This is a genomic window from Micromonospora sp. TSRI0369 (assembly GCF_001905625.1).
GTDB classification, from domain to species: domain Bacteria; phylum Actinomycetota; class Actinomycetes; order Mycobacteriales; family Micromonosporaceae; genus Micromonospora; species Micromonospora echinospora_A.
In genome coordinates, this window is record NZ_LIVU01000004.1 from 694,373 (window position 1) to 720,861 (window position 26,489).

22 protein-coding genes are annotated in these 26,489 nt (G+C 73.0%); 7 read left to right on the forward strand and 15 right to left on the reverse strand.

The window, feature by feature from the left end; all coding sequences use genetic code 11:
• Positions 1 to 19 precede the first annotated feature (19 nt).
• Complete coding sequence (rlmB, locus tag AMK25_RS16180; protein ID WP_073829173.1) at positions 20 to 1,138, reverse strand: 23S rRNA (guanosine(2251)-2'-O)-methyltransferase RlmB; 1,119 nt, start codon at positions 1,136 to 1,138, stop codon at positions 20 to 22.
• Positions 1,138 to 2,553, reverse strand: a complete 1,416-nt coding sequence (gene cysS, locus AMK25_RS16185) for a cysteine--tRNA ligase (RefSeq protein ID WP_073829174.1) — start codon at positions 2,551 to 2,553, stop codon at positions 1,138 to 1,140. The genes rlmB and cysS overlap by 1 nt, the downstream gene beginning before the upstream one ends.
• 63 nt (positions 2,554 to 2,616) lie before the next feature.
• Here cysS and AMK25_RS16190 point away from each other — a divergent pair, with 63 nt between their 5' ends.
• Both AMK25_RS16190 and AMK25_RS31940 read left to right on the forward strand, forming a co-directional pair.
• Positions 2,617 to 3,264 (forward strand): IclR family transcriptional regulator, encoded by a 648-nt coding sequence (locus AMK25_RS16190; protein WP_073829175.1) that lies wholly within the window; start codon positions 2,617 to 2,619, stop codon positions 3,262 to 3,264.
• 818 nt (positions 3,265 to 4,082) lie between these two features.
• A complete protein-coding gene (locus tag AMK25_RS31940) occupies positions 4,083 to 5,393 on the forward strand; it encodes a hypothetical protein (protein WP_073829176.1) in 1,311 nt (436 codons plus the stop codon).
• Positions 5,394 to 5,461: 68 nt separating this feature from the next.
• Here AMK25_RS31940 and AMK25_RS16200 read toward each other — a convergent pair whose 3' ends face one another.
• The 3 genes from AMK25_RS16200 to AMK25_RS16210 form a co-directional block, all read right to left on the reverse strand.
• Complete coding sequence (locus AMK25_RS16200; RefSeq protein WP_073829358.1) at positions 5,462 to 7,150, reverse strand: S8 family serine peptidase; 1,689 nt, start codon at positions 7,148 to 7,150, stop codon at positions 5,462 to 5,464.
• Between the two features lie 88 nt (positions 7,151 to 7,238).
• Positions 7,239 to 7,937, reverse strand: coding sequence for an HAD family hydrolase (locus AMK25_RS16205; RefSeq protein WP_073829177.1), 699 nt, complete (start codon positions 7,935 to 7,937; stop codon positions 7,239 to 7,241).
• Positions 7,934 to 8,896, reverse strand: coding sequence for an EamA family transporter (locus AMK25_RS16210; protein WP_073829178.1), 963 nt, complete (start codon positions 8,894 to 8,896; stop codon positions 7,934 to 7,936). The genes AMK25_RS16205 and AMK25_RS16210 overlap by 4 nt, the downstream gene beginning before the upstream one ends.
• A gap of 72 nt (positions 8,897 to 8,968) precedes the next feature.
• On the opposite strand from AMK25_RS16210, the gene AMK25_RS16215 reads away from it, so the two are divergent.
• Entirely contained in the window at positions 8,969 to 9,517 is a 549-nt protein-coding gene (locus tag AMK25_RS16215; RefSeq protein ID WP_073829179.1) for a CGNR zinc finger domain-containing protein, read from the forward strand.
• Here the strand turns inward: AMK25_RS16215 and AMK25_RS16220 are convergent.
• The 6 genes from AMK25_RS16220 to AMK25_RS16245 all read right to left on the reverse strand — a co-directional run bounded on the left by AMK25_RS16220 (position 9,481) and on the right by AMK25_RS16245 (position 18,553).
• Complete coding sequence (locus tag AMK25_RS16220; RefSeq protein WP_073829180.1) at positions 9,481 to 10,080, reverse strand: GNAT family N-acetyltransferase; 600 nt, start codon at positions 10,078 to 10,080, stop codon at positions 9,481 to 9,483. The genes AMK25_RS16215 and AMK25_RS16220 overlap by 37 nt on opposite strands.
• A gap of 55 nt (positions 10,081 to 10,135) precedes the next feature.
• On the reverse strand, positions 10,136 to 11,545 hold the full coding sequence (locus AMK25_RS16225; protein WP_198937527.1) for a class II fumarate hydratase: 1,410 nt from the start codon (positions 11,543 to 11,545) through the stop codon (positions 10,136 to 10,138).
• A gap of 44 nt (positions 11,546 to 11,589) precedes the next feature.
• On the reverse strand, positions 11,590 to 14,568 hold the full coding sequence (locus AMK25_RS16230; protein ID WP_073829182.1) for an AfsR/SARP family transcriptional regulator: 2,979 nt from the start codon (positions 14,566 to 14,568) through the stop codon (positions 11,590 to 11,592).
• Between the two features lie 196 nt (positions 14,569 to 14,764).
• Positions 14,765 to 16,432 carry a fumarate hydratase gene (locus tag AMK25_RS16235; protein WP_073829183.1) on the reverse strand — a complete coding sequence of 556 codons (1,668 nt, stop codon included), beginning with the start codon at positions 16,430 to 16,432 and terminating at the stop codon, positions 14,765 to 14,767.
• Between the two features lie 76 nt (positions 16,433 to 16,508).
• Positions 16,509 to 17,909 (reverse strand): outer membrane protein assembly factor BamB family protein, encoded by a 1,401-nt coding sequence (locus tag AMK25_RS16240; protein ID WP_073829184.1) that lies wholly within the window; start codon positions 17,907 to 17,909, stop codon positions 16,509 to 16,511.
• A gap of 155 nt (positions 17,910 to 18,064) precedes the next feature.
• Positions 18,065 to 18,553, reverse strand: coding sequence for an Lrp/AsnC family transcriptional regulator (locus AMK25_RS16245; protein ID WP_013288920.1), 489 nt, complete (start codon positions 18,551 to 18,553; stop codon positions 18,065 to 18,067).
• A 140-nt stretch (positions 18,554 to 18,693) separates the two neighbouring features.
• Between AMK25_RS16245 and hppD the strand changes: the two genes are divergently transcribed.
• From hppD to hisC, 4 genes are all read left to right on the forward strand, one after another.
• A complete protein-coding gene (gene hppD, locus AMK25_RS16250; protein WP_030502833.1) occupies positions 18,694 to 19,899 on the forward strand; it encodes a 4-hydroxyphenylpyruvate dioxygenase in 1,206 nt (401 codons plus the stop codon).
• Positions 19,900 to 19,909: 10 nt separating this feature from the next.
• A complete protein-coding gene (locus AMK25_RS32985; protein WP_073829185.1) occupies positions 19,910 to 20,614 on the forward strand; it encodes an RDD family protein in 705 nt (234 codons plus the stop codon).
• A gap of 115 nt (positions 20,615 to 20,729) precedes the next feature.
• Positions 20,730 to 21,755 carry an RDD family protein gene (locus AMK25_RS16260; RefSeq protein WP_073829186.1) on the forward strand — a complete coding sequence of 342 codons (1,026 nt, stop codon included), beginning with the start codon at positions 20,730 to 20,732 and terminating at the stop codon, positions 21,753 to 21,755.
• Complete coding sequence (hisC, locus tag AMK25_RS16265; RefSeq protein ID WP_073829187.1) at positions 21,752 to 22,855, forward strand: histidinol-phosphate transaminase; 1,104 nt, start codon at positions 21,752 to 21,754, stop codon at positions 22,853 to 22,855. The genes AMK25_RS16260 and hisC overlap by 4 nt, the downstream gene beginning before the upstream one ends.
• A 121-nt stretch (positions 22,856 to 22,976) precedes the next feature.
• Here hisC and AMK25_RS16270 read toward each other — a convergent pair whose 3' ends face one another.
• The 4 genes from AMK25_RS16270 to fahA form a co-directional block, all read right to left on the reverse strand.
• Positions 22,977 to 24,230, reverse strand: a complete 1,254-nt coding sequence (locus tag AMK25_RS16270) for an outer membrane protein assembly factor BamB family protein (RefSeq protein ID WP_073829188.1) — start codon at positions 24,228 to 24,230, stop codon at positions 22,977 to 22,979.
• A gap of 68 nt (positions 24,231 to 24,298) precedes the next feature.
• Positions 24,299 to 24,781 carry an SRPBCC family protein gene (locus AMK25_RS16275; RefSeq protein WP_073829189.1) on the reverse strand — a complete coding sequence of 161 codons (483 nt, stop codon included), beginning with the start codon at positions 24,779 to 24,781 and terminating at the stop codon, positions 24,299 to 24,301.
• 112 nt (positions 24,782 to 24,893) lie between these two features.
• Positions 24,894 to 25,103, reverse strand: a complete 210-nt coding sequence (locus AMK25_RS16280) for a DUF397 domain-containing protein (RefSeq protein ID WP_043327931.1) — start codon at positions 25,101 to 25,103, stop codon at positions 24,894 to 24,896.
• 174 nt (positions 25,104 to 25,277) lie between these two features.
• Positions 25,278 to 26,477, reverse strand: coding sequence for a fumarylacetoacetase (fahA, locus tag AMK25_RS16285; protein ID WP_073829190.1), 1,200 nt, complete (start codon positions 26,475 to 26,477; stop codon positions 25,278 to 25,280).
• Between the last annotated feature and the right edge of the window lie 12 nt (positions 26,478 to 26,489).

Genomic DNA, 26,489 nt, shown 5'->3' on the forward strand with positions numbered 1-26,489 from the left:
CCCTTTCTCGTACTCTCGATCAGACCTCGACGGACCGGCGGCGCGCGACCTCGGCAAGCGTGACCGCGGCGGCGACGCTGGCGTTGAGCGACTCCACGTCGGAGACCATCGGGATGCTGACGGTCAGGTCGCAGGTCTCGCCGACCAGGCGGGACAGCCCGCGCCCCTCCGAGCCGACCACCACGACCAGCGGGCCGACGGCGGCCTCCAGGTCGTACAGGTCGGTCTGCCCGTCGGCGTCCAGGCCGACCACGACGAAGCCGGCGTCCTTGCACGCCTTGAGCGACCGGGTCAGGTTGGTGACCTGGGCCACGGGCACGCGCGCGGCCGCGCCGGCGCTGGTCCGCCAGGCGGTCGCGGTGATCCCGGCGGCACGCCGTTCGGGTACGAAGACACCCTGCGCGCCGAACGCGGCGGCCGACCGGATGACGGCGCCGAGGTTGCGCGGGTCGGTGACCCCGTCCAGCGCGACCAGCAGCGGGGCGGCCTGCTCCAGCGCCGCGGCCACCAGGTCGTCGAACGGCTCGTAGGCGAACGGCGGCACCTGGAGGCCGACGCCCTGGTGCAGCACCCCGCCGGTCATCCGGTCCAGCTCGGCGCGGCTGACCTCCAGGATCGCGATGCCCCGGTCGGCGGCGGTACGGACGATCTCCTTGACCCGGTCGTCGACGTCGATGCCCAGCGCGGTGTAGAGCGCGGTGGCGGGCACCTGGGTGCGCAGCGACTCCAGCACCGGGTTGCGCCCGACCAGCAGCTCGGGGCTGTCCTTCGCCGGGTTGGCCTTGCGGCCCGGCGCGACCCGGGGACCGCCCCGGCCGGCCGGCTTTCCGCCCCGGCCCTTCGTCGTGGGCGTGCCTCGGCCACCGCCCTTGCCCCAGGTGGTGTCCTTGGTGCCGGGCTGGCCGATCTTGGGCGCGCGGCCCTCCTCGGCGGCTGCGCGGCGCTCCTTGTCCTGCTTCCAGGCGGTGCGCTGGGGCAGCTTCTCGGTGCCCGAGTACGCCTTGTGCCAGGGCCGCTCGTCGGCGGGCAGCGTGCGACCCCGCCCGGCGAGCGAGTCCTTGTTCTTGCCTCCGGTGCCCTTGGGGGCGCCCGCCTTCGGCGTCAGTCGCCGGCCACGGCGCTGCGAGTTGCCGGCCATCAGTCCTGCTCTCCAATAGTCCAACGCGGGCCCTGGGGGGTGTCCTCGACGACCACGCCTGCTTGCTTGAGCTGGTCGCGTACGGCGTCGGCGGCGGCCCAGTCCTTGCGGCCGCGGGCCTGCGCGCGCTGCTCCAGGGCCAGCGCGATCAGGGAGTCCACCACGCCGCGCAGGTCGTCCGTGCGGCCGCCGCCGGTCCAGGCCGGGTCCAGGGGGTCGACGCCGAGGATATCCAGCATCGCCCGGGTGGCGGCGAGCGTCGTGCGGACGGTCACATCGTCACCGGCGGTCAGCGCGGTGTTGCCGTCGCGGACCACCTCGTGCAGCGCCGCCAGCGCCGCCGAGGTGTTCAGGTCGTCGTCCATCGCGGCGACGAACGCGGCCGGCAGGTCGCCGGGCCGGCCGCCGCCGACCCGCTCGACCGCCCGCTGCACGAAGCCCTCGACCCGCCGGTACGCGACGGCGGCCTCGCGCAGCGCGTCCTCGGAGTAGTCGATGCGGGACCGGTAGTGGGCGGCGACGTAGTAGTAGCGCAGCTCGACCGGGCGCACCCCGAGGGAGGCCACGTAGTCGAGGTCGAGCGTGTTGCCCAGCGACTTGCCCATCTTGGTGCCGCCGATGCCGAGCAGGCCGTGGTGCACCCAGTAGCGCGCGAACGGCAGGTCGGCCGCCTGCGACTGGGCGATCTCGTTCTCGTGGTGCGGGAACGTCAGGTCGAGCCCGCCGCCGTGGATGTCGAACTCGGGGCCCAGGTAGCGCCAGCACATGGCCGAGCACTCGATGTGCCAGCCGGGCCGGCCACGGCCCCAGGGCGACGGCCACGAGGCGTCGGCCGGCTCGCCCGGCTTGACACCCTTCCAGAGGGCGAAGTCGCGCGGGTCCCGCTTGCCCCGGTCGGGGGCGTCACCGGCCGGCTGCATGTCCGCCGGGGACTGGCCCGACAGCGAGCCGTACGCGGGCCACGAGGCCACGTCGAAGTAGACGTCGCCGGAGCCGTCGGTGGCCGGGTAGGCGTGACCGGTCTCGATCAGCCGGGCGATCAGCTCGTGCATCTCCGGGACGTGCCCGGTGGCCCGCGGCTCGTACGTCGGCGGGAGCACGTTCAGCGCCCGGTAGGAGGCGGCGAGGATCTGCTCGTTGGCGTACGCGATCGACCAGAACGGCCGGCCCTGCTCCATCGCCTTGGCCAGGACCTTGTCGTCGATGTCGGTCAGGTTGCGGATGAACGTGACCTCGAAGCCCTTGTCGAGCAGCCAGCGGCGCAGCACGTCATAGTTGACACCGGAACGAAGGTGGCCGATGTGCGGCGGGGCCTGGAGCGTGAGACCACACAGGTAGACCCCCACCTTGCCGGCTTCCCGCGGGACGAAGTCCCGCACCGATCGGGTGGCGGTGTCATACAGGCGTAGCGTCACCTCACAAGGGTAGCCGTCCGCACATTTCGAGGTTGGCCGGAGCCGGGTCGTACGCTGCGTGCTGTGGACACGGCGGCGCGCACGGGAGAGACGGCACAGACCCTGGACCGGGGTCTGCGGCTGCTGCACCTGGTCGCGGACGCGCCGGGCGGCCTGACGGTCACCGAGGCGGCGCACCGGCTGGGCATCGGCCGGGCGGCCGTCTACCGGCTGGTCGGCGCGCTGACCGGCCACGGGATGCTCCGGCGCGACGGCGAGGGCCGCCTGCGGATCGGCGTGGGCGTGCTGCACCTGGCCCGCCGGGCCCAGCCGCTGCTGGCCGAGGGGGCGCTGCCCGCCCTGCGCCGGCTCGCCGAAGGCACCGGCGCGACCGCCCACCTCACAGTGGTCGAGGGCGGCGAGGGGGTGGCGCTGGCGGTGGTCGAGCCGAGCTGGACGTCGTTCCACGTGGCGTACCGCACCGGCACCCGGCACCCGCTGGAGCGGGGCGCCGCCGGCCGGGCGGTGCTGGCCGGGCGGGCCGGTGTTCCGGGGCCGGTGAGCACCAGCGGCGAGCTTCAATCAGGCGCGTACGGGGTGGCGGCGCCGGTGCTCGGCGTGCCCGGCCTGGAGGGCAGCGTCGGGGTGGTGTCGCTGACCCCGCTCGACGTGGCGGACGTCGGCGCCCAGGTGACGGCCGCCGCCGAGGCGGTCGCCGCAGCGCTCTCCTGAGCCCCGCACGCCCTTACGCCAGCTCGGCGAAGTGGCTGCATCAACACGCCCCGGACCCCGCCACCTCCCCGAAGTGAAGTCGATCAAGCCGCTCAGAACACCGTGCGGCCACACGGCCCAGCCCACCCCAGGGCCGTCGCGCCACTACGCCGAGGTGGCTACATCAGTACCCCGAACCCGCCCTCCTCCACACACCCGCACGCCAGCTCGCCGAAACGGCTGCATCAAGTGGCCCGGACACAGCCACCTCCCCGAAGTGGGGTGGATCAAGGCAGCTCAACACCCCGGACGCCCTCACGACCCAGCCCACCCCAGAACCTCACGCCACTACGCCGAAGTGGCCACATCAGCGCACCCGAACCCACCCTCCTCCACACACCCTCACGCCAGCTCGGCGAAGTGGCTGCATCAAGCGGCCTGGATACCACCACCTCCCCGAAGTGAAGCCGATCAAGCCAGCTCAACACCCCGGACACCACGCGGTCCAGCCCACCCTCACGCCACTACGCCGAGGGGGGTCACATCAGCGCACCCAAGCCAACCACTCCACACACACCCTCACGCCATCAGACCGAAGTGGCCGCGCCGGCGCGATCGAAACGTCCCTCCGCACACCTCACGCCAGCTCGGCGAAGTGGCTGCATCAAGCGGCCCGGATACCACCACCTCCCCGTGGTGGAGTGGATCATGCACGGGCCGAAGGGCTATAGCACGCGGGCAAGGCCCTGCGGGGGTTGTCCACAGGGCTCGGCGGGCGGAACGGCCGCGGCTGTCCACAGGGGTATCGATCTCGATCCGCGCGCCGCCACGCTCGTGACATGCCACCTCATCCTCATCGACCACCGGAGTTGGCCTGGCAGGTCTTCCGGGGCTCGGAAGCCATCCGGCGCGGACTGCTGTCCCGGCACCATCTGCGAGGCGCATCCTGGATCCGCCTCCGGCAGGACGTCTACGCCGACGCGCGGCTCGATCGCGACCACGCGCTGGCCTGCCGCGCGGCGCTGCTGCGCATGCCACCCGGCGCGGCGATCGCCGGCCCTTCGGCGGCCTACCTGCACGGAGTCGAGCACGCCGCCGACTTCACCGACGACGTGCACGTCCTGCTGCCGGCCACGGTCCGGGCCGACTCCCAACCGGGTGTCCGGGTGCACCACGCTCCGATGTCGAGCACACGCAGCGGCCTCCTGGTCCCCGTCGGCAACGCCGCACCCGCGCGAACGAGCCCACCCGTCGGCACGAGCCAACCCGCTGACACGAGCCCACCTGTCGGCACGAGCCAACCCGTCGGCACGAGCCAACCCGTCGGGACGAGCCCACCCGCAGGCATGAACTCGCCCGCCGGCATGAGCCAAGCCGGCACGAGGTCGACCTTCGGCACGAACCCACCCGCAGACATGACGCCCGCAGGCACCGAGTCGCCCGTCGCGGCACCCCAGGCGGCGGACTGCCTTCCGGGCACACCGGGCCGGACCAGATCACCGAATCCGGCCGGCTCCCGCAGCCGGCCCGGACCGCCCGGCCCGGCCGACCCGCAGAACGCAACCGCCGCATCGAACCCGTTCGCAGAGTCGTCCCCCGGCGCGGTAATGATCCTGTCCGGGCCGCCGCGACGCACCGAGCCGGCCGCCTGTGCCTGGGAGACAGCGGTCTGGGCCGATCCCGTGAAGGCGGTCGGCATCATCGACGGGCTGCTGCGTACCGGTTCGGTGAACCGGTCGGCACTCGCGAGCGAGGCGGCCCGGAACGCCTGTCGCCCCGGTGGGCGGCGGGCGGCGTGGGTGTTCGGCCTGACCGACGGGCTTGCCCAGTCCCCGCCCGAGTCCCACCTGCGGGTACGCCTCGTCTTCGCCGGCCTGCCGCGTCCGGTGGCCCAGCATCCGGTGCGCGTGTCGACCGGCCTGATCCTGCACCCCGATCTGGCCTGGCCGGAGTTCCGGGTTGCGGTCGAGTACGACGGTCAGTGGCACTCCGACTCGGACCGGATGCACCTCGACCGGCGGCGGCTCAACCAGCTCGTCGAGGCCGGCTGGCTGGTGCTGCACGTGACCGGTCGCCGTCTGCGCAAGGAGTTCCCCGCTCTGGTGCGGGAGATCCGCGCCGCACTGGTGGCCCGGGGGTGGCGCCCGTGACATGGGCCGGAACGCCAAGGTGGCGGCGTCCGGGTGATCCGGACGCCGCCACCTCGGGGAAACGATTGTTACGGTCGCACGTTGGGCTTGAGCGGGGTCTTCACCGCGGCGTAGGCGTCGACGATGCCGTAGCCGTAGAAGCCGTTGAAGTTCAGCGAGCCCGCGCAGTACGCGTCGAACTCGGCGCTCCGGCCCTCGTTGGTGTAGCTCTGCAGCCGCGGCTCCGGGCAGGCGTGCTCGGCCGCCGTCCGGTAGAGGTGCTGCTCGACCAGGTTCGGCGCCATGCCGTAGCCGTTGCGGCCCTCCTTCTTGCCGTGCTTGCTGACGATCAGCGCCGCCACGCCCGAGACGTGCGGGGACGCCATCGAGGTGCCCTGCAGGTAGGTGTAGTAGCCACACTCACCCTTGGTGGTGCACTGCTTGAACACCGAGTTCTCGAAGCCGGCGACGATGTTGCCGTTCTCGTCGACCGACCCCTCCTCCTGGAGCACCTTCTTCGGGTACGTGGAGAGGATCATGTTGGCGTCGGTGCGGTAGGTGTCGGTGCCGAAGCCGTCGCGGAACCAGCCACCCGGAGCCGCCACCGAGATCTGCTCGGTGCCGTAGTTCGAGTAGTCGGCCTTCTTGCCGGACGGGCCGACCGACGACACACCGATCACGTGCGGGCCCTCGACCGGCAGGTCCCAGCAGGTCGCGTTGTCGATCGGGCGCGGGTACGGGTCGGCGCCGTAGTCCGGGCTGCTCACGTCGGTGCGCGGCGCGCCCAGGTCCTCGTGGTTGTTGCCGAGCGAGCCGACCAGCGTGACGCCCTTGCGGTGCGCGAAGTTGAGCGCCCGCTTCATGGCCTCGATGACGGTGCGCTGCTCGGCCTGCGCCTCCGGCGAGTCGGCCGGGTTGGCGGTGCAGTTGTAGAGCCACGGGTCGACGTAGAAGGACATGTTCACCACGTCCAGCCCGGAGCGGCCCGCGTGCACCAGGGCGTTCACCACGGGGTTGAGGAAGAAGTAGCCGCTGTCCTGGCCACCCTTCAGCTCGACGAGCGAGATCTTCGGCGCCACGCCGGAGAGGCCGAAGCCGTTGGCGGCGGCGCCGATGGTGCCGGCCACGTGCGTGCCGTGCCCGCCGTCGTCGGTGCCGACCGGGTCGACGCAGCTCGCCACCTCGCACGGGCCGTCGACCTCGGGGATGTCCGGGGCGAAGTTGCGCGACAGCGCCCAGTTGAAGTTCGGCGCCAGGTCGGGGTGGCTGGCGTCGACGCCGGTGTCCAGCACGCCGACGGTGACCCGGCGGTCACCCGGCTCGATCTTGCGGGCCTCGTCGGCCCGGATCATGTCCAGACCCCAGAGCTTGTCGTCGAGCGGGTCCATCTTCTTGGCCTTGCCCTTGGCGACCTTGCCCTTGGTCGCCGCGGCGGCCAGCAGGTTCTCCTGCTCGACCCGGTCCAGCTTCGGCTTGCGGCCGATCGCCTTCTCCTCGGCCGCGCCGACCAGGGCACCGGCGGCGGTGGCCCGGCTGGCGAAGTCCGCCCGGTCGCTTCTGACCTGGAAGAGGCCGACGTCGTCGGTGCGGGCGACGACAGTGCCGCCGGCGGCGGCGATCGCGGCGATCGCGGCGTCGGTGGACACGCCGCTCTCGGCCAGCACGGTGAAGGTCCGGGTGTCCGACGGCGCGGCGTTCGCCGGGATCCCCAGGCCGGTCACCGTGAGTGCCAGCGAGGCCGCAGCCGCGACCGCGCCGACGGTGAAGCGCTTGCTCACCACATCAGATCCTCTCGTTGAGGGACGTGGTGTCATCCCACATCACGGGAGCGGGTTCCGCCAGATCGACGTCCGTTATCGGATGCAACTAGGCATTCGCGCTCATCACGGTGATGAGAGTCGTTGGCAGTTCGGCCAGCGTGGACACCTCGGCGTCCGGTTCGAGGCCCCGAGGCCGGGGAAGTCCGCCCCGGTTGAGCCATACGGCACGCAGCCCGGCCCGCTGGGCGGCAACCACGTCGTGCTCCGGCGAGTCGCCCACGTGGACGATGCGCGCGGCGGGCAGTCCGGCGGCTGCCGTCACCGCCGCGAAGAACTCCGGCGACGGCTTCTTGGGCAGGCCGTCCTCGTGCGCGTACAGCTCGAAGGCGAACTGCCCGGCGAGGCCGCAGCGTTCGGCGCGGCTGTTGCCGTTCGTGGCGAAGCCCAGCAGGTGATGCGGGCGCAGCGCCGCCAGCGCGGGCAGCACGTCGGGGAAGGGCCGGCTCAGCGCGTACCGGCGGGCGAAGAAAAACGCCGCGAACTCGTCCAGGTCCGCCTCCAGCCCGGCCCGGGCCAGCGAGCGGGCCAGGGCGGTTCGCCGAATCTCCTGCACCGGGGCCGCGCTGAGCGCGCCGAACACCGCACCCCAGTCCCCCTCCAGGTCCGCGAGCGACACCGCGGCCGCCGCCGGGGTCCGCCGCCGCATCTCCTCGAGTACGGCGACGAGCGCGCCGGTGACCGCCGGGCGCAGGTCGACGAGAGTCTCGTCGGCGTCGAAGACGACGGCGCTGCGCGGCCCGCTCATCTCTCGCCGGTCAGTACCGGCTCGGCCGGTGCCGTCACCGACGCCGGTGGTGAACCCCGCAGTTCGTCCGCCCGGACCAGGGCGACACCGCCGAGGATGAGCACGCCGCCGGCCAACTGGATCAGGCTGGGCAGTTCGTCGAGCACCAGCCAGGCGATCAGCACCGCGAACATCACCTCGGTCAGCCCCACGAAGGAGGACAGCCGGGCCCCGAGCAGCCGCGTGCCCGCGACACCGGCGAGGTACGCGACCACCGCGGCGATCAGCGACAGCCCGGCGATCGGCACCAGCCAGCTCACCTGATGCCCGGCGAAGGTGACGTCGGCGGTGCCGGCGGTGAGCGGCAGCGCTCCGAGGCCGCCGAGCAGGAGCAGCGCCAGCGCGCCGACCGCCATGCCGCCACTGGCCATCACGACCGAGGGCAGTTCGGCGTCGAGCCGCCCGGCGATGACGAAGTAGCCGGCCAGGCCGACGCCCGCGCCGAGACCCCACAGCACGCCCACCGGGTCCAGGCGGCCGGCACCGGTGAGGTCGAGGACGAGCGCCAGCCCGCACAGGGCGGTGACCGAGCCGGCCACCGTCAGCGCTCGCGGGCGCTGCCCGTGGACGAGCCACATCCATCCGACCACCAGCACGATGCCGAGGTATTCCAGCAGCAGCGCCACGCCGACCGGGAGGTAGCGGACCGCGTTGAAGAAGCACGCCTGCGCCGTGGCGACGCCGAGCAGCCCGAACAGCAGCACTGTTACGCCGTTGCGCCGCAGCACCGACCACTTGCCGCGCAGGGCCAGCACGGCGGGCACGGCGAGGACCAGCGCGGCGATGCCGACCCGGGCGATCACCACCGCGACCGCCGACCACTCGCCGGTGATCAACGGACGGGCGAACGTGCCCGAGGTCGCGAACGTGATCGCGGAGAGCAGTGCCAGGCCGAGCCCGACGCTGGACCGTTCACGCATCGGCAGCTCCTGGTCATGAGTGAAGGGCGGTTATGCTGATGACGTTAGGCGTAGCCTCCGACAGGAGTCAAGTTGCTTTTTGCTCATGACACCGAATGCGCGCTGGTCGGTGCCGCCGCACTGGTGAACACCGCCGACGGCGACCGGGAAGGGCTGCCCGACGTGGCCGCTCTCGACGACTTCTTCACCACCTACGGGTGGAGTGGCCGGCACGAGCGCACCGACGTCGAACTGCGCCAGGTCCGCGCGCTCCGGCCCCGGCTGCGCCGCATCTGGCACGCCGAAACCGACGAGGTGGTGGCGATCGTCAACGGACTGCTGCGCGAGTCGCACGCGCTGCCGCAACTCGTCCGGCACGACGACGAGCCGTACCACCTGCACGCCGTGCCCCGGGACGCGCCGCTGGCGACCCGGATGGCGGTCGAGGCCGCGATGGCGATGGCCGACCTCGTCCGGATGGGCGAGCTGAGCCGGCTGCGGCACTGCGACCACCCTGACTGCGACAACGTGCTGGTCGACCTTTCCCGGAACCGGTCCCGCCGGTTCTGCGACGCCGGCTGCGGCAACCGGGCCGCGGTGAGCGCCTACCGGGCCCGTAAGGCTGCAGCGTCCCAGTCCTGACGAGTAGCGGGCCAGGCGTCGCGGCGCAGCTCGTACTCCACCTCGCCGTGCTCCGTACCAGGGATCGGGTCGTCGAAGGCGAGGTGGAACGTGCGGACGTAGCGCAACCCGGCGCGGGCCATCACCGCGCGGGAGCGGTCGTTCACCGCCATCGTCTGGGCCCACACCCGGCGGACGCCGACAGTGTCGAACGCGTGCCGCACCAGCGCCCGCGCGCCCTCGGTGGCCAGCCCGTGCCCCCAGGTCGCGCGGCGCAGCCGGTAGCCCAGCTCCGCCTCGGCGCCGTCGTCGGACGGGTCGAGCGAGTGCCAGCCGAGGAACTCGCCGGTGAACCGGTCGAGGGTCGCCCAGCGGCCGAGCCCGGGAAACCTGTCGTACTGCGCCAGCAGCCGGGGCAGCACGTCGTCCCGGAACGTCGCGGCCGGGGTCGGCACACCGCCGGTCAGGAAGCGCATGACCTCCGGGTCGGCGTCGAGCGCCACCAGCCGGTCCACGTCGTTCGTCGTGAACCGGCGCAGCGTCAGCCGCGCGGTCTCCAGCAGCACTCCGCCGTCGTCACGCACTGTCGGATCATGCCGCGCCCACGGTTACGGGTCGAGGCAATTACCGGCGCCGTCCTCAGGGGTGGGTCATCCGGAGCAGGTCCAGCGCCTCGTCCAGCTGGGTCTCGGTGAGCTTGCCCGAGTCGACGTGACCGCGGGAGATCACCACCTCGCGGATTGAGACCTGCTTCGCCAGCGCCTCCTTTGCGATCGAGGCGGCCTCGTCGTACCCGAGGTGGCGGTTGAGCGGGGTGACGATCGACGGCGAGCCCTCCGCGTACGCCAGGCAGACCTCGGCGTCCGCGACCAGGCCGGCCACCAGCCGCTCGGCGAACAGCCGGCTGGACGCGGCGATCAGTTTGATCGACTCCAGCAGGTTGCGGCCCATCACCGGGAGCATCACGTTCAGCTCGAAGTCGCCCTGCGAGCCGGCGAACGCCACCGCCGCGTCGTTGCCGATCACCTGGGCGCAGACCTGACGCATCGCCTCGGCCACCACCGGGTTCACCTTGCCCGGCATGATCGACGACCCGGGCTGGAGGTCGGGGATGCGCAGCTCACGCAGGCCGGCGCGCGGGCCGGAACCCATCCAGCGCACGTCGTTGGCGATCTTGTAGAGGCCGACCGCGACGGTACGGAGCTGGCCCGAGGTCTCCACCAGCGCGTCCCGGGCGCCCTGCGCCTCGAAATGGTTGCGCGCCTCGGTAAGCGGCAGGCCGGTCGACTCCCGCAGCTTGGCGATCACCCGATCGGCGAAGCCGAGCGGCGTGTTGATGCCGGTGCCGACGGCGGTGCCGCCCAGCGGCAGCTCGGCCAGCCGGGGCAGCGCCGACTCCAGCCGCTCGACGCCGTAGCGCACCTGCGCGGCGTAGCCGCCGAACTCCTGCCCGAGCGTGACCGGGGTGGCGTCCATCAGGTGGGTACGCCCGGCCTTGACCACCGTCTCGAACTCGGCCGCCTTCTCCTCCAGCGCGCCCGCGAGCTGCTTCAACGACGGGATCAGGTCCTCCACCACGAACTGCGTGGCGGCCAGGTGGATCGAGGTGGGGAAGACGTCGTTGCTGGACTGCGACGCGTTGACGTGGTCGTTCGGGTGCACGTCCCGGCCCAGCTCGCGGCTCGCGAGGGTGGCGATCACCTCGTTGGTGTTCATGTTGGACGACGTGCCGGAGCCGGTCTGGAACACGTCCACCGGGAACTGGTCGTCGTAGCCACCCGCGGCGACGTGCGCGGCGGCGGTGGCGATCGCCTGCGCCACGTCCGCGTCGATCACCCCCAGCTCACCGTTGATTAGTGCCGCCGCCCCCTTGATCTGCGCCAGGGCCTTGATCTGGGCGGGTTCCAGCCCGCGCCCGGAGATCGGGAAGTTCTGCACCGCGCGCTGGGTCTGTGCCCGCCACAACGCCTCGGCGGGCACCTCCACCTCGCCCATCGAGTCACGTTCGATCCGGTAGCCAGTCGCCTCTGGAGTCGTCACGCCTACCATCCTGCCGCGCCTCCCGGCGGTGTGCAGGGAAAGTGGCGGCCCCCTCAGCCCAGCTCGGCCAGCAGCTTCTCGGTGTCCCGCTGGTCCGGCGTCTCGACCTGACGGAACAGCGCCAGCGCGCGCACGGCGTACCGGCGCGCCTGGCCGGGGTCGTCGTGGCGCAGGCATCGCGCGAGACCGTCCAGGGCGCGGGCCTGCTCGTAGCGCAGGCCCATCCGCTCGGCGTCGGCGAGCACCCGGCGGTGCAGGTCCAGCGCGCTGGCCACGTCGTCCTGGTCGAAGATCGCCCGGGCCAGCAGGTTCCGGGAGGCGCACTGCCCGACCAGGTCCCCGGCATCGATCATGGCCACGAGGGCGTCCCGATGCAGCGAGGCGGCCAGCTCCGGCCGGCCCTCCTCGCGCTCCATCGTGCCCAGCTCGTTGAGCAGCTCGCCCTCGCCGTAACGGTTGCCCACCCGGCGCTTGAGGCCCAGGCCGACGCGCAGGAGCCGGCGCGCGGGCCCGTGCTCGCCGCGCCGGTGCCGCGCCATGCTGAGGTGCCCGATCGAGTTGCCGAGCTGCCGCAGGTCGCCGGTCTGCCGCGCGACGGCCATCTGGTTACGGCACATCCGCACGGCCTCGTCGTACCGGCCGCACAGGATCAGCGCGTACGACAGGTTGTTCAGCAGGTTGGCCAACCACGACGACTCGCCCGACCGACGGGCGATCGCCGCGGACTCGGTCAGGATCTCGACACCCCGCTGGTGCTGCCCGTCGACCATGTACGCGGTGCCCAGGTTGCCCAGCACCTTGCGCAGCTCGCCCGGCCGGTCGAGCCTCCGGTAGATGCCGACCACCGCCTCCAGTCGCCGAATGGCCTCGGCGAACCGCGCCCGGCGGTAGTCCGCCGAGGCGAGGTAGTTGAGCATCGTCGCCACGGCCTCCTCGTCGCCCAGACGCTCGGCGGCCCGCAGACCGACCTGATGCGTCTCGATCAGGTCGTCGAGGCGACCGCCGTAGAAGTTGCTGACCCATGCGACCCGGGCGAGCTGCCAGCTCTGCCGGAGAAAACCCTCGCTCTCCGCCAGCCGGACCAGCGCCGTCACGGTCGAACGGTTCTTCTCCAACCATGCTCGGCCGAGGCCGACGGTGGCTGCCACCAGGTCGGGCCGCGTGGGCGCCGGCAGGTCGAACAGGGACGGCTCGGCGCCCGTCTCCAGCGACCGCCCGATGGACGCGGTGACCTGAAGATGGAAGTCGATGAGGCGGCCCACCGCGGCCCGCCGCTCGTCGGCCGTCTCGCGTCCCGCGCCGAGCGTGCGCGCGTACTCCCTGATCAGGTCGTGCAGCTGGTAGCGGCCCGGTTCCACCTCCTCGACGAGGTGCGCGTCGACCAGTTCGTCGAGCGCGTCCTGCGCCTGTCGCAGCAGCAGGTCGGCGAGCGCGGCCGGCACCCGGTTGTCGACGCTGCGCCCCGGGCACAGGCCCAGCAGGCGGAAGACCCGCTGCGCGACCGGCGACACCTGCTCGTACGACAACGCGAAGGCGCGGGCCACCGACCGCTCTCCGGCGACCAGCTCGGCCAGCGGGTCGGACGCGCCGGCCAGCCGCTCGGCCAGGTCGGCGACCCGCCAGCGCGGCCGGTGCGCGAGCCGGGCCCCGGCCAGCCGCAGGGCCAGCGGAAGGTGTCCGCAGCGGCGGGCCACCTCCATCGCCGCCTCGGGCTCGGCGGCGACCCGCTGCTCGCCGGCCACCCGGGCCAGCAGTTCGACCGCCTCGTCGGCGTCGAGGACCGGCAGCGAGGACGGGCGGCCCGAGTCCAGGCCGACCAGGCGACGGCGGCTGGTGATCAGCACCAGGCAGTCCGGGCCGTTGGGCAGCAGCGGCGCGACCTGGCCGGCGTCGGCCGCGTTGTCGAGCACCACCACGGCCCGCCGCCCGGCCAGCTCGGAGCGCCACATCGCCAGCCGGTCCGTCGGGTCGGCCGGTACCCGTTCGGGCGGCACGCCGACCTGCCGGAGCAGGCTGGCGGCGGCCACTGTCGTGCTCAGCGGGCTGCGGTCACTGTGCCCGTGCAGGTCGATGAAGAGCTGCGCGTCGGGAAACTGGCCGGCCACAGCGGTCGCCACCTGCACGGCGAGCGTGGTCTTGCCGCTGCCCGCCATGCCGTCGACGAGTTGGACCCGGCTGCCCTCCTCGACCTCCCGGACCAGCCGGGCCACCGTCTGCTGCCGCCCGGTGAAGTCGCTGATCGCGCGCGGCAGCGCCCGCACCGGCGCGACGGCCCGGTTCTCCGGTCCGCCCACCGCCAGATCACCGGCGAGTATCCGCTGGTGCAGCTCCTGCAACGCGGTGCCGGGCTCGATGCCCAGTTCCTCGTCGTAGATCCGCCGACCCGCCCGGTAGACGGCCAGCGCGTCCGCGTGGCGGCCGACCGCCGACAGGGCCAGCATCAACTGCCCCCGCAGCCGTTCCCGCAACGGCTCGCGCTCGACCGCCTCGGTGAGCTCGTCGACCAGCTCGGGCGCCCTGCGCAGCCGCAACTCGATGTCGACGCAGTCCTCCAGCACGGCGAGCCGCTGCTCGTCGAGCGCCTGCGCCCGCCGTCGCACGCTACGGGCGGGGATGCCTGCCAGCGCCGGCCCACGCCACAGCGCCAGCGCGTCCCGGTAGTGCTGACGCGCCTCGGTCAGCCGGCCCGCTCCGGCGTTCCTGCGGGCCGTCTCCACACTGTTCGCGAACACCTCGGCGTCGAGGTCGCCCGGCTCGATCCGGATGCCGTAGCCGGCCGGATCGGTGACGATGGTCACGGCGGGCAGGCCGAGCGCCGCGAACCGCTGCCGCAGTCGAGACACGCAGATCTGGAGCTGGGTCCGCGCGGTCGCCGGGGGACGGTCCTCCCACACGGCGTCGATCAGGTCCTCGGTCGGCACCACCAGGCCCGGACGCAGCAAAAACATGGCCAGGACGGTTCGATCTCGACCCGCGGTTACGGTGGCTTCACCGCCGCCGACCCGCAGGGGTCCCAAGATTCCGAACCGCACCGCGCTCCCCCGACCGCCGTATCAACCTTGCAGCAGCGTAGCCCGACGATCACCGAGCGCCGCGCCGAGGCGATAGCGATCCGATAGCGGCGGCACACAGACTCGGTGCGGGTTGCCGGTGACGGCATCCGACGGGGGCGGTGCGCCTGTCCGGTGGTCCGACCGGGCAGGCGCACCGATGTCTGTGCGTCTGAACTCAGCGGCGGCCGACGGTGAGCACCGGCTTGGTGACCTCGGCGAAGAAGTCGTTGCCCTTGTCGTCGACGACGATGAAGGCGGGGAAGTCCTCCACCTCGATCTTCCAGACCGCCTCCATGCCCAGCTCGGCGTATTCGAGCACCTCGACGTGCTTGATGCAGTCCTGCGCGAGACGGGCGGCCGGGCCGCCGATCGAGCCGAGGTAGAAGCCGCCGTGCGCCTGGCAGGAGCGGGTGACCTGGGCGGACCGGTTGCCCTTCGCGAGCATCACCATCGAGCCGCCGGCCGCCTGGAACTTCTCCACGTACGCGTCCATCCGGCCGGCCGTGGTGGGGCCGAACGAGCCGGAGGCGTAGCCCTCGGGGGTCTTGGCCGGGCCCGCGTAGTAGACCGCGTGGTCGCGCAGGTACTGCGGCATCGGCTCGCCCGCGTCCAGCCGCTCGGCGATCTTCGCGTGGGCGATGTCCCGCGCGACGACCAGCGGCCCGGTCAGCGACAGCCGCGTCTTCACCGGATACTTCGACAGCTCGGCGCGGATCTCGTCCATCGGCCGGTTCAGGTCGACGCGGACGACCTCCTCGGTCTCCAGCGTCTCGTCGGTCACGTCGGGCAGGTAGCGCGCCGGGTCGGTCTCCAGGCGCTCCAGCCAGACGCCCGACGGGGTGATCTTCGCCACCGCCTGCCGGTCCGCCGAGCAGGACACCGCGATCGCCACCGGGCAGGACGCGCCGTGCCGGGGCAGCCGGACCACCCGTACGTCGTGGCAGAAGTAGCGTCCGCCGAACTGGGCGCCGATGCCGAAGTTGCGGGTCAGCTCCAGCACCTCGGCCTCCAGCTCCAGGTCGCGGAAGCCGTGCGCGCTCATCGAGCCCTCGGTGGGCAGCGCGTCGAGGTACTTCGCGGAGGCGTACTTCGCGGTCTTCAGCGCGTACTCGGCGGAGGTGCCGCCGATGACGACGGCCAGGTGGTACGGCGGGCAGGCCGCGGTGCCGATGAGCCGGAGCTTCTCCTCCAGGAACTGCATCATCCGCGTCGGGTTCAGCAGGGCCTTGGTCTCCTGGTAGAGGTAGGACTTGTTGGCCGAGCCGCCACCCTTGGCCATGAAGAGGAACTTGTACGCGTCGGCGTGGCCGTCCGGATCCTCGGCGTACAGCTCCACCTGGGCGGGCAGGTTGCTGCCGGTGTTCCGCTCGTCCCACATGGTCAGCGGGGCGAGCTGGGAGTAGCGCAGGTTGAGCCGGGTGTACGCCTGGTAGACGCCGCGCGAGATCGCCTCCGCGTCGGTGCCGTCGGTGAGCACGTGCCGCCCGCGCTTGCCCATGACGATCGCGGTGCCGGTGTCCTGGCACATCGGCAGCACGCCGCCGGCCGCGATGTTGGCGTTGCGCAGCAGGTCGAGCGCGACGAACCGGTCGTTCGGCGAGGCCGCCGGGTCGTCGATGATCGAGCGGAGCTGGGCCAGGTGGGCCGGGCGCAGGAAGTGGGCGATGTCGTGCATCGCCTCGGCCGTCAGCGCGGTCAGCGCGCCCGGATCGACGGTCAGGAACCGGCGGCCACCGGGGCCGTTGACGACGTCCACGCCCTCGTCGGTGACCAGGCGGTATTCCGTCAGGTCGGGGCCGGTCGGCAGCAGGGGTGCGTACGAGAAGGCGGCGGCACTGCTCATGACCGAAAAGCCTAGGGCAGAGCAATCGATCGGTGACACCCGCAGGTGGGGTCGTGGGACGACCTCTCACCCACTGTCACTTGCCGTCCACGCAGAGTTCCCGCTTCGGCCCGCAGCTGCCCTGGTCGCTGGGCGGCCGCCAGCTGCCTCCGGGGTCCGGCGACACCGGCGCGCCGTCCCGGCCCGGCCCGGGCACTCCGGCCGCGCCGGTGCCCCAGCGGACGTACCCGATCTCCCGGCCCTCCCCGATGATCATGCCGTTGGGGCCGACCGCCAGCGCGTTCGCCGAGGTCCGCAGCTCGACCAGGACCCGGCCCTCGCGCGGCTCGACCGCGACCAGCCGGGACGGCTTCTCCTCGCTGACCACCGCCGCGTACGGGGTGAGCGCGGCGCCGCTCTTGCCGCCCGCCGGCCGGGTCCACCGGGTCCGGTCCACCGACAGCTCCCGCCCCAGCAGCGAGCCCTTGTCGGCGCTGCGCACCACGGCGTAGCGGTCGTCCACGGCGAGCAGCTTCTCGCCGTCCGCGCCGACCTGCAGCAGACGGCCGTCGTACCCGTCGAGCACCGCCTCCCGCCCGTCCGGGGCGACCCCGATGAGGACGTTGCGCGCGCCCTGCGGGTCCTCGCGCTGCACGCAGCCGGCGTAGTCGGCCGTACGCAGGTTGATCCCGGTCCGCCGCCACACCTGCTGACCTGTCGCCGGGTCCACAGCGGTGACTGTGTAGTAGCAGCTCCCGTCGCGGGAGGTGGCCGCGATCCGGAGCAGCCGGCCGCCGACCACCGCCAGCCGTTCCTCGCGGCCCGGCTCGACGTTCTGCAGCACCCGGCCGGTCGCGGTGTCCACCACGTGCACCCGGCCGTCGACCGGGAAGCCGAGCAGCGGCGGTACCCCCTCCGGCCCGGCCACCCCGCCGTCGATGCGGGTGGCGCCCAGCCGCCGCGTACCGAGCAGCTCCGGATTGTCGGCGAGCACCCCGCTGTGCACGCCGGGCAGGAACGCGCTCCACAGCGGGGCGGTGCCGCGCGGCTCCCAGGCCCGCAACGTGCAGTCCGTGGCCCGCACGCAGTACGCGTCCAGCAGCAGGTTCCGGTACGTCCAGACGGCGATCGCCCGATCGTCGCGGCGCCGGGTCACGCCGCTGACCGGGTCGAGCACCTCGTACCCCTTGTCCAGCAGCCGGCCCACGGCGACGACCGGGTCCCGGTCGCCGCCCGCTACTGCCGACCAGTCGGCCTTGCGCTCCCAGAGCTGGCTGCCGTCGGCGAGGCTGCGCGCCTCGACGCGGGTGCGCTGCTCGACGATCACGGTGTCACCGGCGATGGTGACGCTGCGCGGCGTGCCGCCGACGCGCTGCTGCCAGACCACGTCCGGCTCGGAGATCGGCTTGCTGCGGTCGACCCAGTCCCACAGCGCCGGGAACGGGTTCCAGACGCCTGTCGCGGCGAGTACGACCACGGTGACGAGCCCGAGCAGCAACCAGCCGCGTACCCCTAGGCCCTTCACACCGCACACGGTAGCGACGATCACCGGTCCCCCGGGTCGCGCGCGGGGCGTGTCGCAGCGCTTCTTGCCGGGGGAGGTGTTAATAAGGGGCCCTTCCACCTCCGAATGCGTTAACAGGGGGCCCTTCCTTACCCCCGGGCGGCGGAGCGGACCAGCGGGAGCGTGCGGTACGGGATCTGCTCGGCCAGCGCGATGATGGTGGAGGCCCGCCGGATGCCCTCCGAGGCGACGATCTGGTCGATGACCCGCTGGAGGTCGGTGTTCGACCGGGCGACGATCCGGCAGAGCAGGTCGCTGGAGCCGGTGATGGTGTGCGCCTCCAGCACCTCGGGGATCGCGGCCAGGTGCGCGGTGACCTGGTCGTGGCCGTGCCGCTGGCTGATCTCCAGCGTGACGAAGCTGGTCACCCCGAAGCCGATGGCGGCGGGCGTGATGTCCGGCCCGAACCCGGTCACCACGCCGCGGCCGACCAGCTTGTCCAGCCGGGCCTGGACCGTGCCCCGGGCCACGCCGAGCCGCCGGGAGCACTCCAGGACCCCGATCCGCGGTTCCTCCGCGAGTAGTTCGATCAAGCGCGCGTCCAGCTCGTCGAGCTGTACATCCTGACCAGTGTTCATGGTGTCCGACGGTACCGAATGCACAACCTGACCAGGGATATCGCCAACTGTTGCCCAACTCACTGTGCGCCGTAGATCCTCCCCGGAAGAGCACATCCACGGCGGCCCACGAGGCCGGCCGGTACGCGAGGGAGGCCACCATGACCCAGGCGATCGACCGACCCCAGTCGACCGAGGAGGTCGACGTCGACGCTCTCGTCGGCGCCGTCGACCACGACATCAGCCGCGACCCGTTCCCGGTCAAGGGCATGGACCACGTCCACTTCCTGGTCGGCAACGCCAAGCAGGCCGCGCACTACTACTCGACCGCGTTCGGCATGACCTGCGTGGCGTACCGAGGGCCGGAGCAGGGCTACCGGGACCACGCGCAGTACGTCCTGACCAGCGGTTCGGCCCGCTTCGTGCTGACCGGCGCGGTCCGCCCGGACGCCGACGGCGCCGAGCACGTGGCGAAGCACAGCGACGGCGTCTCCGACATCGCGCTGGAGGTGCCGGACGTGGACGCCGCGTACGCGCACGCCGTCGCGCAGGGCGCCACCGGCCTGGTCGAGCCGCACGACGTCAGCGACGAGCACGGCACCGTGCGGATGGCGTCCATCGCCGCGTACGGCGACACCCGGCACAGCCTGGTCGACAGGTCCCGCTACACCGGGCCGTTCCTGCCCGGCTTCGTGGCCCGCGGCCCGATCGTGGACCGGCAGCCGATGATCGACGCCGGCCTCCAGCCGAAGCGGTTCTTCCAGGCCGTCGACCACGTGGTCGGCAACGTGGAGCTGGGCCGGATGGACGAGTGGGTCGAGTTCTACAAGCGGGTCATGGGCTTCTCGAACATGGCGGAGTTCATCGGCGACGACATCGCCACCGACTACTCGGCGCTGATGAGCAAGGTCGTCGCCAACGGCACCCGCAAGGTGAAGTTCCCGCTCAACGAGCCGGCGGTGGCCCGCAAGAAGTCGCAGATCGACGAGTACCTGGAGTTCTACCAGGGCCCCGGCGCCCAGCACATCGCGGTGGCCACCAACGACATCCTGGCCAGCGTGGACGCCATGCGCGCGGCGGGCGTGGAGTTCCTGGACACCCCGGACTCCTACTACGAGGACCCGGAGCTGCGCGCCCGCATCGGCAACGTCCGGGTGCCGATCGAGGAGCTGCAGTCCCGCAAGATCCTGGTGGACCGGGACGAGGACGGCTACCTGCTCCAGATCTTCACCAAGCCGGTGCAGGACCGTCCCACCGTCTTCTTCGAGCTGATCGAGCGGCACGGCTCCCTCGGCTTCGGCAAGGGCAACTTCAAGGCCCTGTTCGAGGCGATCGAGCGGGAGCAGGAGAAGCGCGGCAACCTGTAACACTGTCGGCGTGACCCAGCCTCCCCCGAACCCGACGCCGCCGCCTGCCGGGCCTCCACCCGCGGGCGGCGGCTTCGCGCCGCCCGCCGGGCCCGCAGTGCCCGCGCAGCACGTTCCTCCGGGGTACGCCGGCCCGCCCGGCTACCCGCCGCCCGGTTACCCCCCACCGGGGTACGCCCCGAGGCCCGTCCCGCCCCCGGTGGCGCCGAACGGGCAGCCGCTGGCGGGCTTCGGCGACCGGCTGCTCGCCTACCTGATCGACACCGCCGTCGCGATGGCGGTGATGATGGCGCTGTTCCTGCCGGTCTTCTTCCTCGTCTTCTTCCGGATGATCGACGAGCTGGAGCAGGCCGGCCCGAACGGCCCCGACCCGGCCGAGGTCTGGACGAGCGTGTTCCTGCCGCTGCTCGCCGCCGAGCTCGGGGTCCTGCTGCTGATGCTCGTCTTCTACTGGGTCTACCACGTCGAGTACGCCCGCCGGACCGGCCAGACGCTGGGCAAGAAGGTGATGAAGCTGCGGATCGTGCCGGTGCAGCCGGACGCGGCGCTGAGCCGGGGCATGCTCGGCAAGCGCTGGGCCGTCGAGTTCGCCGGCGGGATGTTCGTGCCGTTCCTCAGCTACCTCGACGGTTTCTGGCAACTGTGGGACAAGCCCTGGCAGCAGTGCCTCCACGACAAGTTCGCCGGAACGGTCGTCGTTAAGGTTGGCCCGTGAGCGCGAGGAGCGAGCCGGGCCTGCGAGCCCCGCAGTCGCGAACTGAGGGGAGCACCGTGAGCGCGAGGAGTGAGCCGGGCCTGCGAGCCCCGCAGTCGGGAACAAGGACGGCACTGTGAGCTTGGAACCTGGATGGTACGTCGACCCCGCCGACCCGGAGACCCGCCGCTGGTGGGACGGCGAGGGCTGGATCGGCGCGCCGATCCCGGTCGACGTCACCCCGCCCGAAGGTCCACCGCCCGCCGAACCCGAGCCGGCCGCCGCCGCAGCGCCGGGCGCCGGGACGGGTGGCCGGCCGGAGACCGCCCCGTCGTCCGGCGCGCCCGCCCAGCCGGGCGCGCCGGGACCGTGGCCGGGCCAACCGGGTCAGGCCGGCCCATGGCCCGGACAGCCGGGTCAGCCCGGACAGCCCGGTCCCTGGCCCGGACAGCCGGGACAGGGCGGCCCGTGGCCGGGGCAGCCGGGTCAGGCCGGGCCGGCACCGCAGGGACCACCGCCGGGCTGGCCGTACCCGCACTGGCCGGGCGCGCAGCCGATTCCGCGCCCGCACGGGCTGCCGCTCGCGTCGTACGGCGCGCGGCTGGTCGCCCGCCTGATCGACTTCGGCGTGGTGTTCCTGCTCAACGCGGTGGTGAACGGCTGGTTCGTCTGGCGCTACTTCGAGGCCGTCGCGCCGTACCTGCGTGAGTCGGTGCGCCGCGCGATGAACGGTGACACCTCCACCGAGGGGCTGCCCCAGATCGACGATCAGGCCGGCGGCCTCCAGATCGCCATCCTCGTGATCGCCACCGCGCTCTGGTACGCGTACGAGGTGCCCTCGATGGCGGCGCGCGGGCAGACGTTCGGCAAGCGGCTGATGGGCGTACGCGCGCTGCCGGTCGAGGCGGACCAGCCGCTCGGCTTCGGCCGGGCCACCCGGCGCTGGAGCACGCTCGGCCTGCCCACGCTGCTCTGGTACTGCTGCGGGCTCGGTCTGCTGCTGCAACTAATCGACGCGGTCTCGCCCCTGTTCGACCAGCCGCTGCGCCAGGCCCTGCACGACAAGCGGGCGCAGACGGTGGTGGTCCAGCTCCCCCGTAAGCGGCCCGACCCCAGTACCACCCCGCGCGACCGCGCCGACACCCCGGGAGACACCCCATGACCGAGACCGGACGCCACCAGCCTCCGCTGCGGCTCACCCGCGCCGACCTCGACGCGTTGCCCAACTACGTGCCCGGCCGCAGCCCGGCCGACCTGGCCCGGGAGCTGGGCCTGCCCGAGGCGATCAAGCTGGCCAGCAACGAGGTGCCCTACGGCCCGCTGCCCGGCGTGGTGGAGGCGGTCGCCGAGGCGGTCGCGGGTTCGCACCGCTACCCGGACATGGGCGTGGTGGCGTTGCGCCAGGCGCTCGCCGAGCGGTACGGCGTGGACGCCGACCGGATCGCCACCGGCTGCGGCTCGGTGGCGCTGGCCGAGCACCTGGTCCGCGCCACCTGCCTGCCCGGTGACGAGCTGCTCTACGCGTGGCGCTCCTTCGAGGCGTACCCGATCATCGCGGCGACCAGCGGCGCGACCAGCGTGCGGGTGCCGAACGACGCCGGCCACGGTCATGACCTTTCCGCGATGGCGGCGGCGGTGACCGACCGGACCCGGATGATCCTGGTCTGCAACCCGAACAACCCGACCGGTACGGCGGTGCGCCGGGCCGAGCTGGAGCGCTTCCTCGACTCGGTGCCGGACGACGTGCTGGTGGTGATCGACGAGGCGTACCGGGAGTTCGTCACCGACCCGGAGGTGCCCGACGGCCTGACCTACCTGGACCGGCCGAACGTGGCGGTGCTGCGCACGCTGTCCAAGGCGTGGGGCCTGGCCGGCCTGCGGATCGGCTGGCTGGTCGCGGCGCCGGAGGTGGCCGCCGCGGTGCGCAAGGTGGTCACGCCGTTCTCCACCAGCATGGCCGCCCAGGCGGGCGCGCTGGCCGCGCTGGCTCAGGCCGACGAGGTGGAGCGGCGCTGCGCGCTGGTCGTGGCCGAGCGGGACCGGGTCACCGAGGCGCTGCGCAAGTTCGTGCCGGACGTGCCGGAGAGCCAGGCCAACTTCGTCTGGCTGCCGCTGGGCGAGCGGGCTGTGGAGTTCGGCCGGGCGTGCGAGGCCCGCGGCGTGATCGTCCGCCCGTTCCCGGGCGACGGTGTACGGGTCACCATCGGCACCCCGGCCGAGAACGACACGTTCCTGGCGGTGGCCGAGTCCGCCCTGGCCTGACCGGGGCGCGCCCGGGCCGGTCCGTCAACCCCCTACGGACCGGCCCGGGCGTCTCGTCCGACAGCAGATCGAGCAAGAGAATTATAGGGCGTTTTGTCCGTTTCCTCGGTCGAATCGCCGGTCAGGTGACGGCGAGCAGCACCGGCTCGGCCATCAGGAAGTAGCCCTGGTCGTCGTCCTCCGGCGTGGCCTGCTCCCGCAGCCGTTCCACAGCGACGTAGCCGTCCACCGCGTACGCCCGGCCCGGGCGCCAGCCGATCCCGTCCCGCCCGATGTCCAGCACGACACTGGACCGGGTCGCGCCGGTGAGCGGGTCCACTGTGACCAGCTCCCGCCGGTCGGTCAGCAGATGCACCCGCCCCGGCTCGGTCGCGAGCACCCGGGCCGGGTGGATGTCCGCCCGGCGCCACAGCTCCGCGCCGGTACGCGCCGAGCGTCCGACCACCACCGGGCCGGACGTGTCCACCACCCGCTCGCCGTCCAGCACCGTGTCCACGGCGTCCAGGCCCGGCGCGGCGCTCGGCTCGCCCGGGTCGGTCACCAGCCAGCCCCTGCCGCCCGTACCGCCCGGCCCGGCGGTACGCAACCCGCGACAGCCGGAGTGCCCGTGCGGGCAGCCGACCGGCGTGACCACGAGCTGTTCCGCCGCGTCCGGGGGACGCCAGCGGGTCCGCACCGTACCGGTCGCCGCGTCCCGCAGCTCGATCGTGGGCGGCCCCTCGCAGCTGTCCACCCCGACCAGCTCGCCGCTGGCGGTGGTGCCCACGTCGGTCCGGCAGTCCCGCGCCACGTCGGCGCGCCAGAGCCGGCGGCCGTCGGCGAGGTCGTATCCGCCGACCGCGCCGGGACCGGCCGAGACCAGCACGGTCCGGCCGTCGGCGGCCCGCGCGACGTGCAGCCCGGCCGGGTCCCAGACCGTGGAGGCGTAGGTCCGCCTCGGCACCGGCACCGGCCCCGGCTCCGGGCCGTCGGCCCGCCAGGCGACCCGCCCGGTACGCGCGTCCAGCGCCACCAGCGTCCCGTCGGACCAGCGGCTGACCACAGTGGTGTCCTGGGCGAGCACCCCGGTCAGCGTGGCCGGCCAACGACGGTACGACCAGAACGGGGTGACCCGGTGCCGCCCGGTGGCCGGCTGGTCCGCGTACACCTGACGGGTGCCCGCGTAGACGCGCAGCCGGCCGTCGACGACGAGCGGCGCCACCGGCAGCCGCCCGATCACCCCGGCGGTCGGCGCGGGCGCCGTCGGGTACGGCTCCCGGGCGACGGTCTCGACCTCGGCCGGCGCCAGCACCCGGACCACCACGGCGACCGACGCCGCGACGGCGAGTACCGCCACCAGCGCCACCACGGCCCGCCGCCTCGCGGCCTTCGCCATCCGTCACCTCCGCCCCGGCACCCTACCGGCCGGGTCCGGGCCGGGGCGCGGCGAGCGGCCAGGTCGGCTCAGGCGGCCTCGGAGGACCGGGCCGGGCCGGCGGCCAGCGCCAGGTCGGCCAGGTCGCGCCGGAGCGCGCCCTCGACCGCGCGGGCGGCCAGGCCGCCGAGGATCAGGGCCAGCACCCGCCCGTACGGTCGGGTCGGCGCCGCCTCGTGCTCGACTGTGACCTCGGTGCAGCCGCGGCGCCGCCGCTCGACGGTGCGCAGCGTCCAGGTGATGCGGTAGTCGGCGCCGGTGCCGCGCGAGCCGAGCACCAGGCGGCTCGGGGCGACCGCCTCGATCACCTCGAACTCCTCCGGTTCGGTGCCGCCGTCCGGCCGGACGCGGGTCTCCCGCCAGGTCGAGCCGGGCCCGAACCCGCCGGCGCCGAGGACCTCGACCGCGCCCACCGCCGAGAGCCAGTCGGCGCGGGCCGGGAGGTCGGTCAACAGGCGCCACAGGTCGGCGTCCTGCGCTTCGATGAATGCGGATACCGTGACCGTCGACATGGCACCTCCCGTGTCGTACACGGTACGGGCCGTGACGGGAAACGGGGAGCCTCGCTGTGACATTTCCACCGCCGGTGCCCCGATCGGGGCACCGGGGTGTGGCACGGACGGGTCAGCCGCGGAACGAGCCGCCCCGCAGCGCGGTGACGAACGCCGCCCAGCCCGGCGGGCTCACCGCGAGCGCCGGGCCGTCCGGGTCCTTGGAGTCGCGTACGCCCACCACGCCGTGCGCGGCGACCACGTTCGTCGCCACCTCGACGCAGAGGCCCTGATCGTTCGAGCGGCTGCTGGTGCGCCAGACGGCGCCGGTCAACTCGGTCATGCTCGTCCTTCCTGTTCGGCTACCCGGGTACGCCCCCCGACCCGGCACCATCGGCGGCTCCGGCTCGACCGGGAGCCGCCGTCCGGGGCGTACGTGATCCGGAGCGATAAACGCGGAAGGAAACGGCCCCGGTCGCACATCAGGTGCGACCGGGGCCGTTCGGGAAGGCCGAACTCAGCGGGCCGGGAGGATCGTCCCGGTGACCTCGCCCAACGCGACGGTGGTGCCGTCCGGGCCGGGCGCGGTGGCGGTGATCGTCACCGTGTCGCCGTCCTCCAGGAACGTCCGCTCACTGCCGTCGGCGAACTTGACCGGCTCGGACCCGCCCCAGGTCAGCTCCAGGAACGACCCGACCTGGCCGCGTTCCGGTCCGGACACGGTGCCGGAGGCGTAGAGGTCACCGGTACGCAGCGACGCGCCGTTGACGGTGAGGTGGGCGAGCTGCTGGGCCGGGGTCCAGTACATGCCGGCGAACGGCGGCTCGGCGACCCGCTCCCCGTTCCACTGCACCGACAGCGTCAGGTCCAGCCCGAGGTGCGGGGTGTCGCGCAGGTATTCCTGCACCGGCGGGTCCTGGTCGGGCGCGGGTACGAACGCGTCGGCGAGCGCCTCCAGCGGCGTCACCCAGGCCGACACGGACGTGGCGAACGACTTGCCGAGGAACGGCCCGAGCGGCTGGTACTCCCACGCCTGGATGTCCCGGGCCGACCAGTCGTTGACGAGCACCACGCCGAAGACGTGGTCGGCGAAGTCGGCCACCGGCACCCGCTCGCCGAGCCGGCTCGGCACGCCCACCACGAAGCCCACCTCGGCCTCGATGTCCAGCCGTACCGACGCGCCGGTGGTCGGGCCCTGCGCGCTGGCGCGCTGCCCGGTGGGGCGTACCACCGGGGTGCCGGAGACGACCACCGTGCCGGCCCGGCCGTGGTAGCCGATCGGCACGTGCTTCCAGTTCGGCAGCAGCGGCGGCTGGCCGGGCCGGAAGATCTGCCCGACGTTCGAGGCGTGGTGCTCCGAGGAGTAGAAGTCGACGTAGTCGGCCACCTCGAACGGCAGCAGCATCTCGACCTCGCGCAGCGGCACCAGCAGCGGCTCGACCGCCGCCCGGTGCTCCGGTTCGGTGAGCAGCTCGACGAGCCGCTGCCGGACCGCCGTCCACTGCGGGCGGCCGAGCGCCAGGAAGGCGTTGAGCGTGGGCCGGCCCAGCGCGCCGCCGGCCAGCACCAGACCGGCCGACTCCGCGCCGGCCAGGTCCAACGCGAAGTCACCGATGCGGACGCCGATACGCGGCTCGCCCTCGCCGTGCCGGAACACGCCGTACGGCAGGTTCGTCACCCCGTACGGCGACCCCGCCGCCCCTGGTACCCAGGTCATGCCAGCACTCCG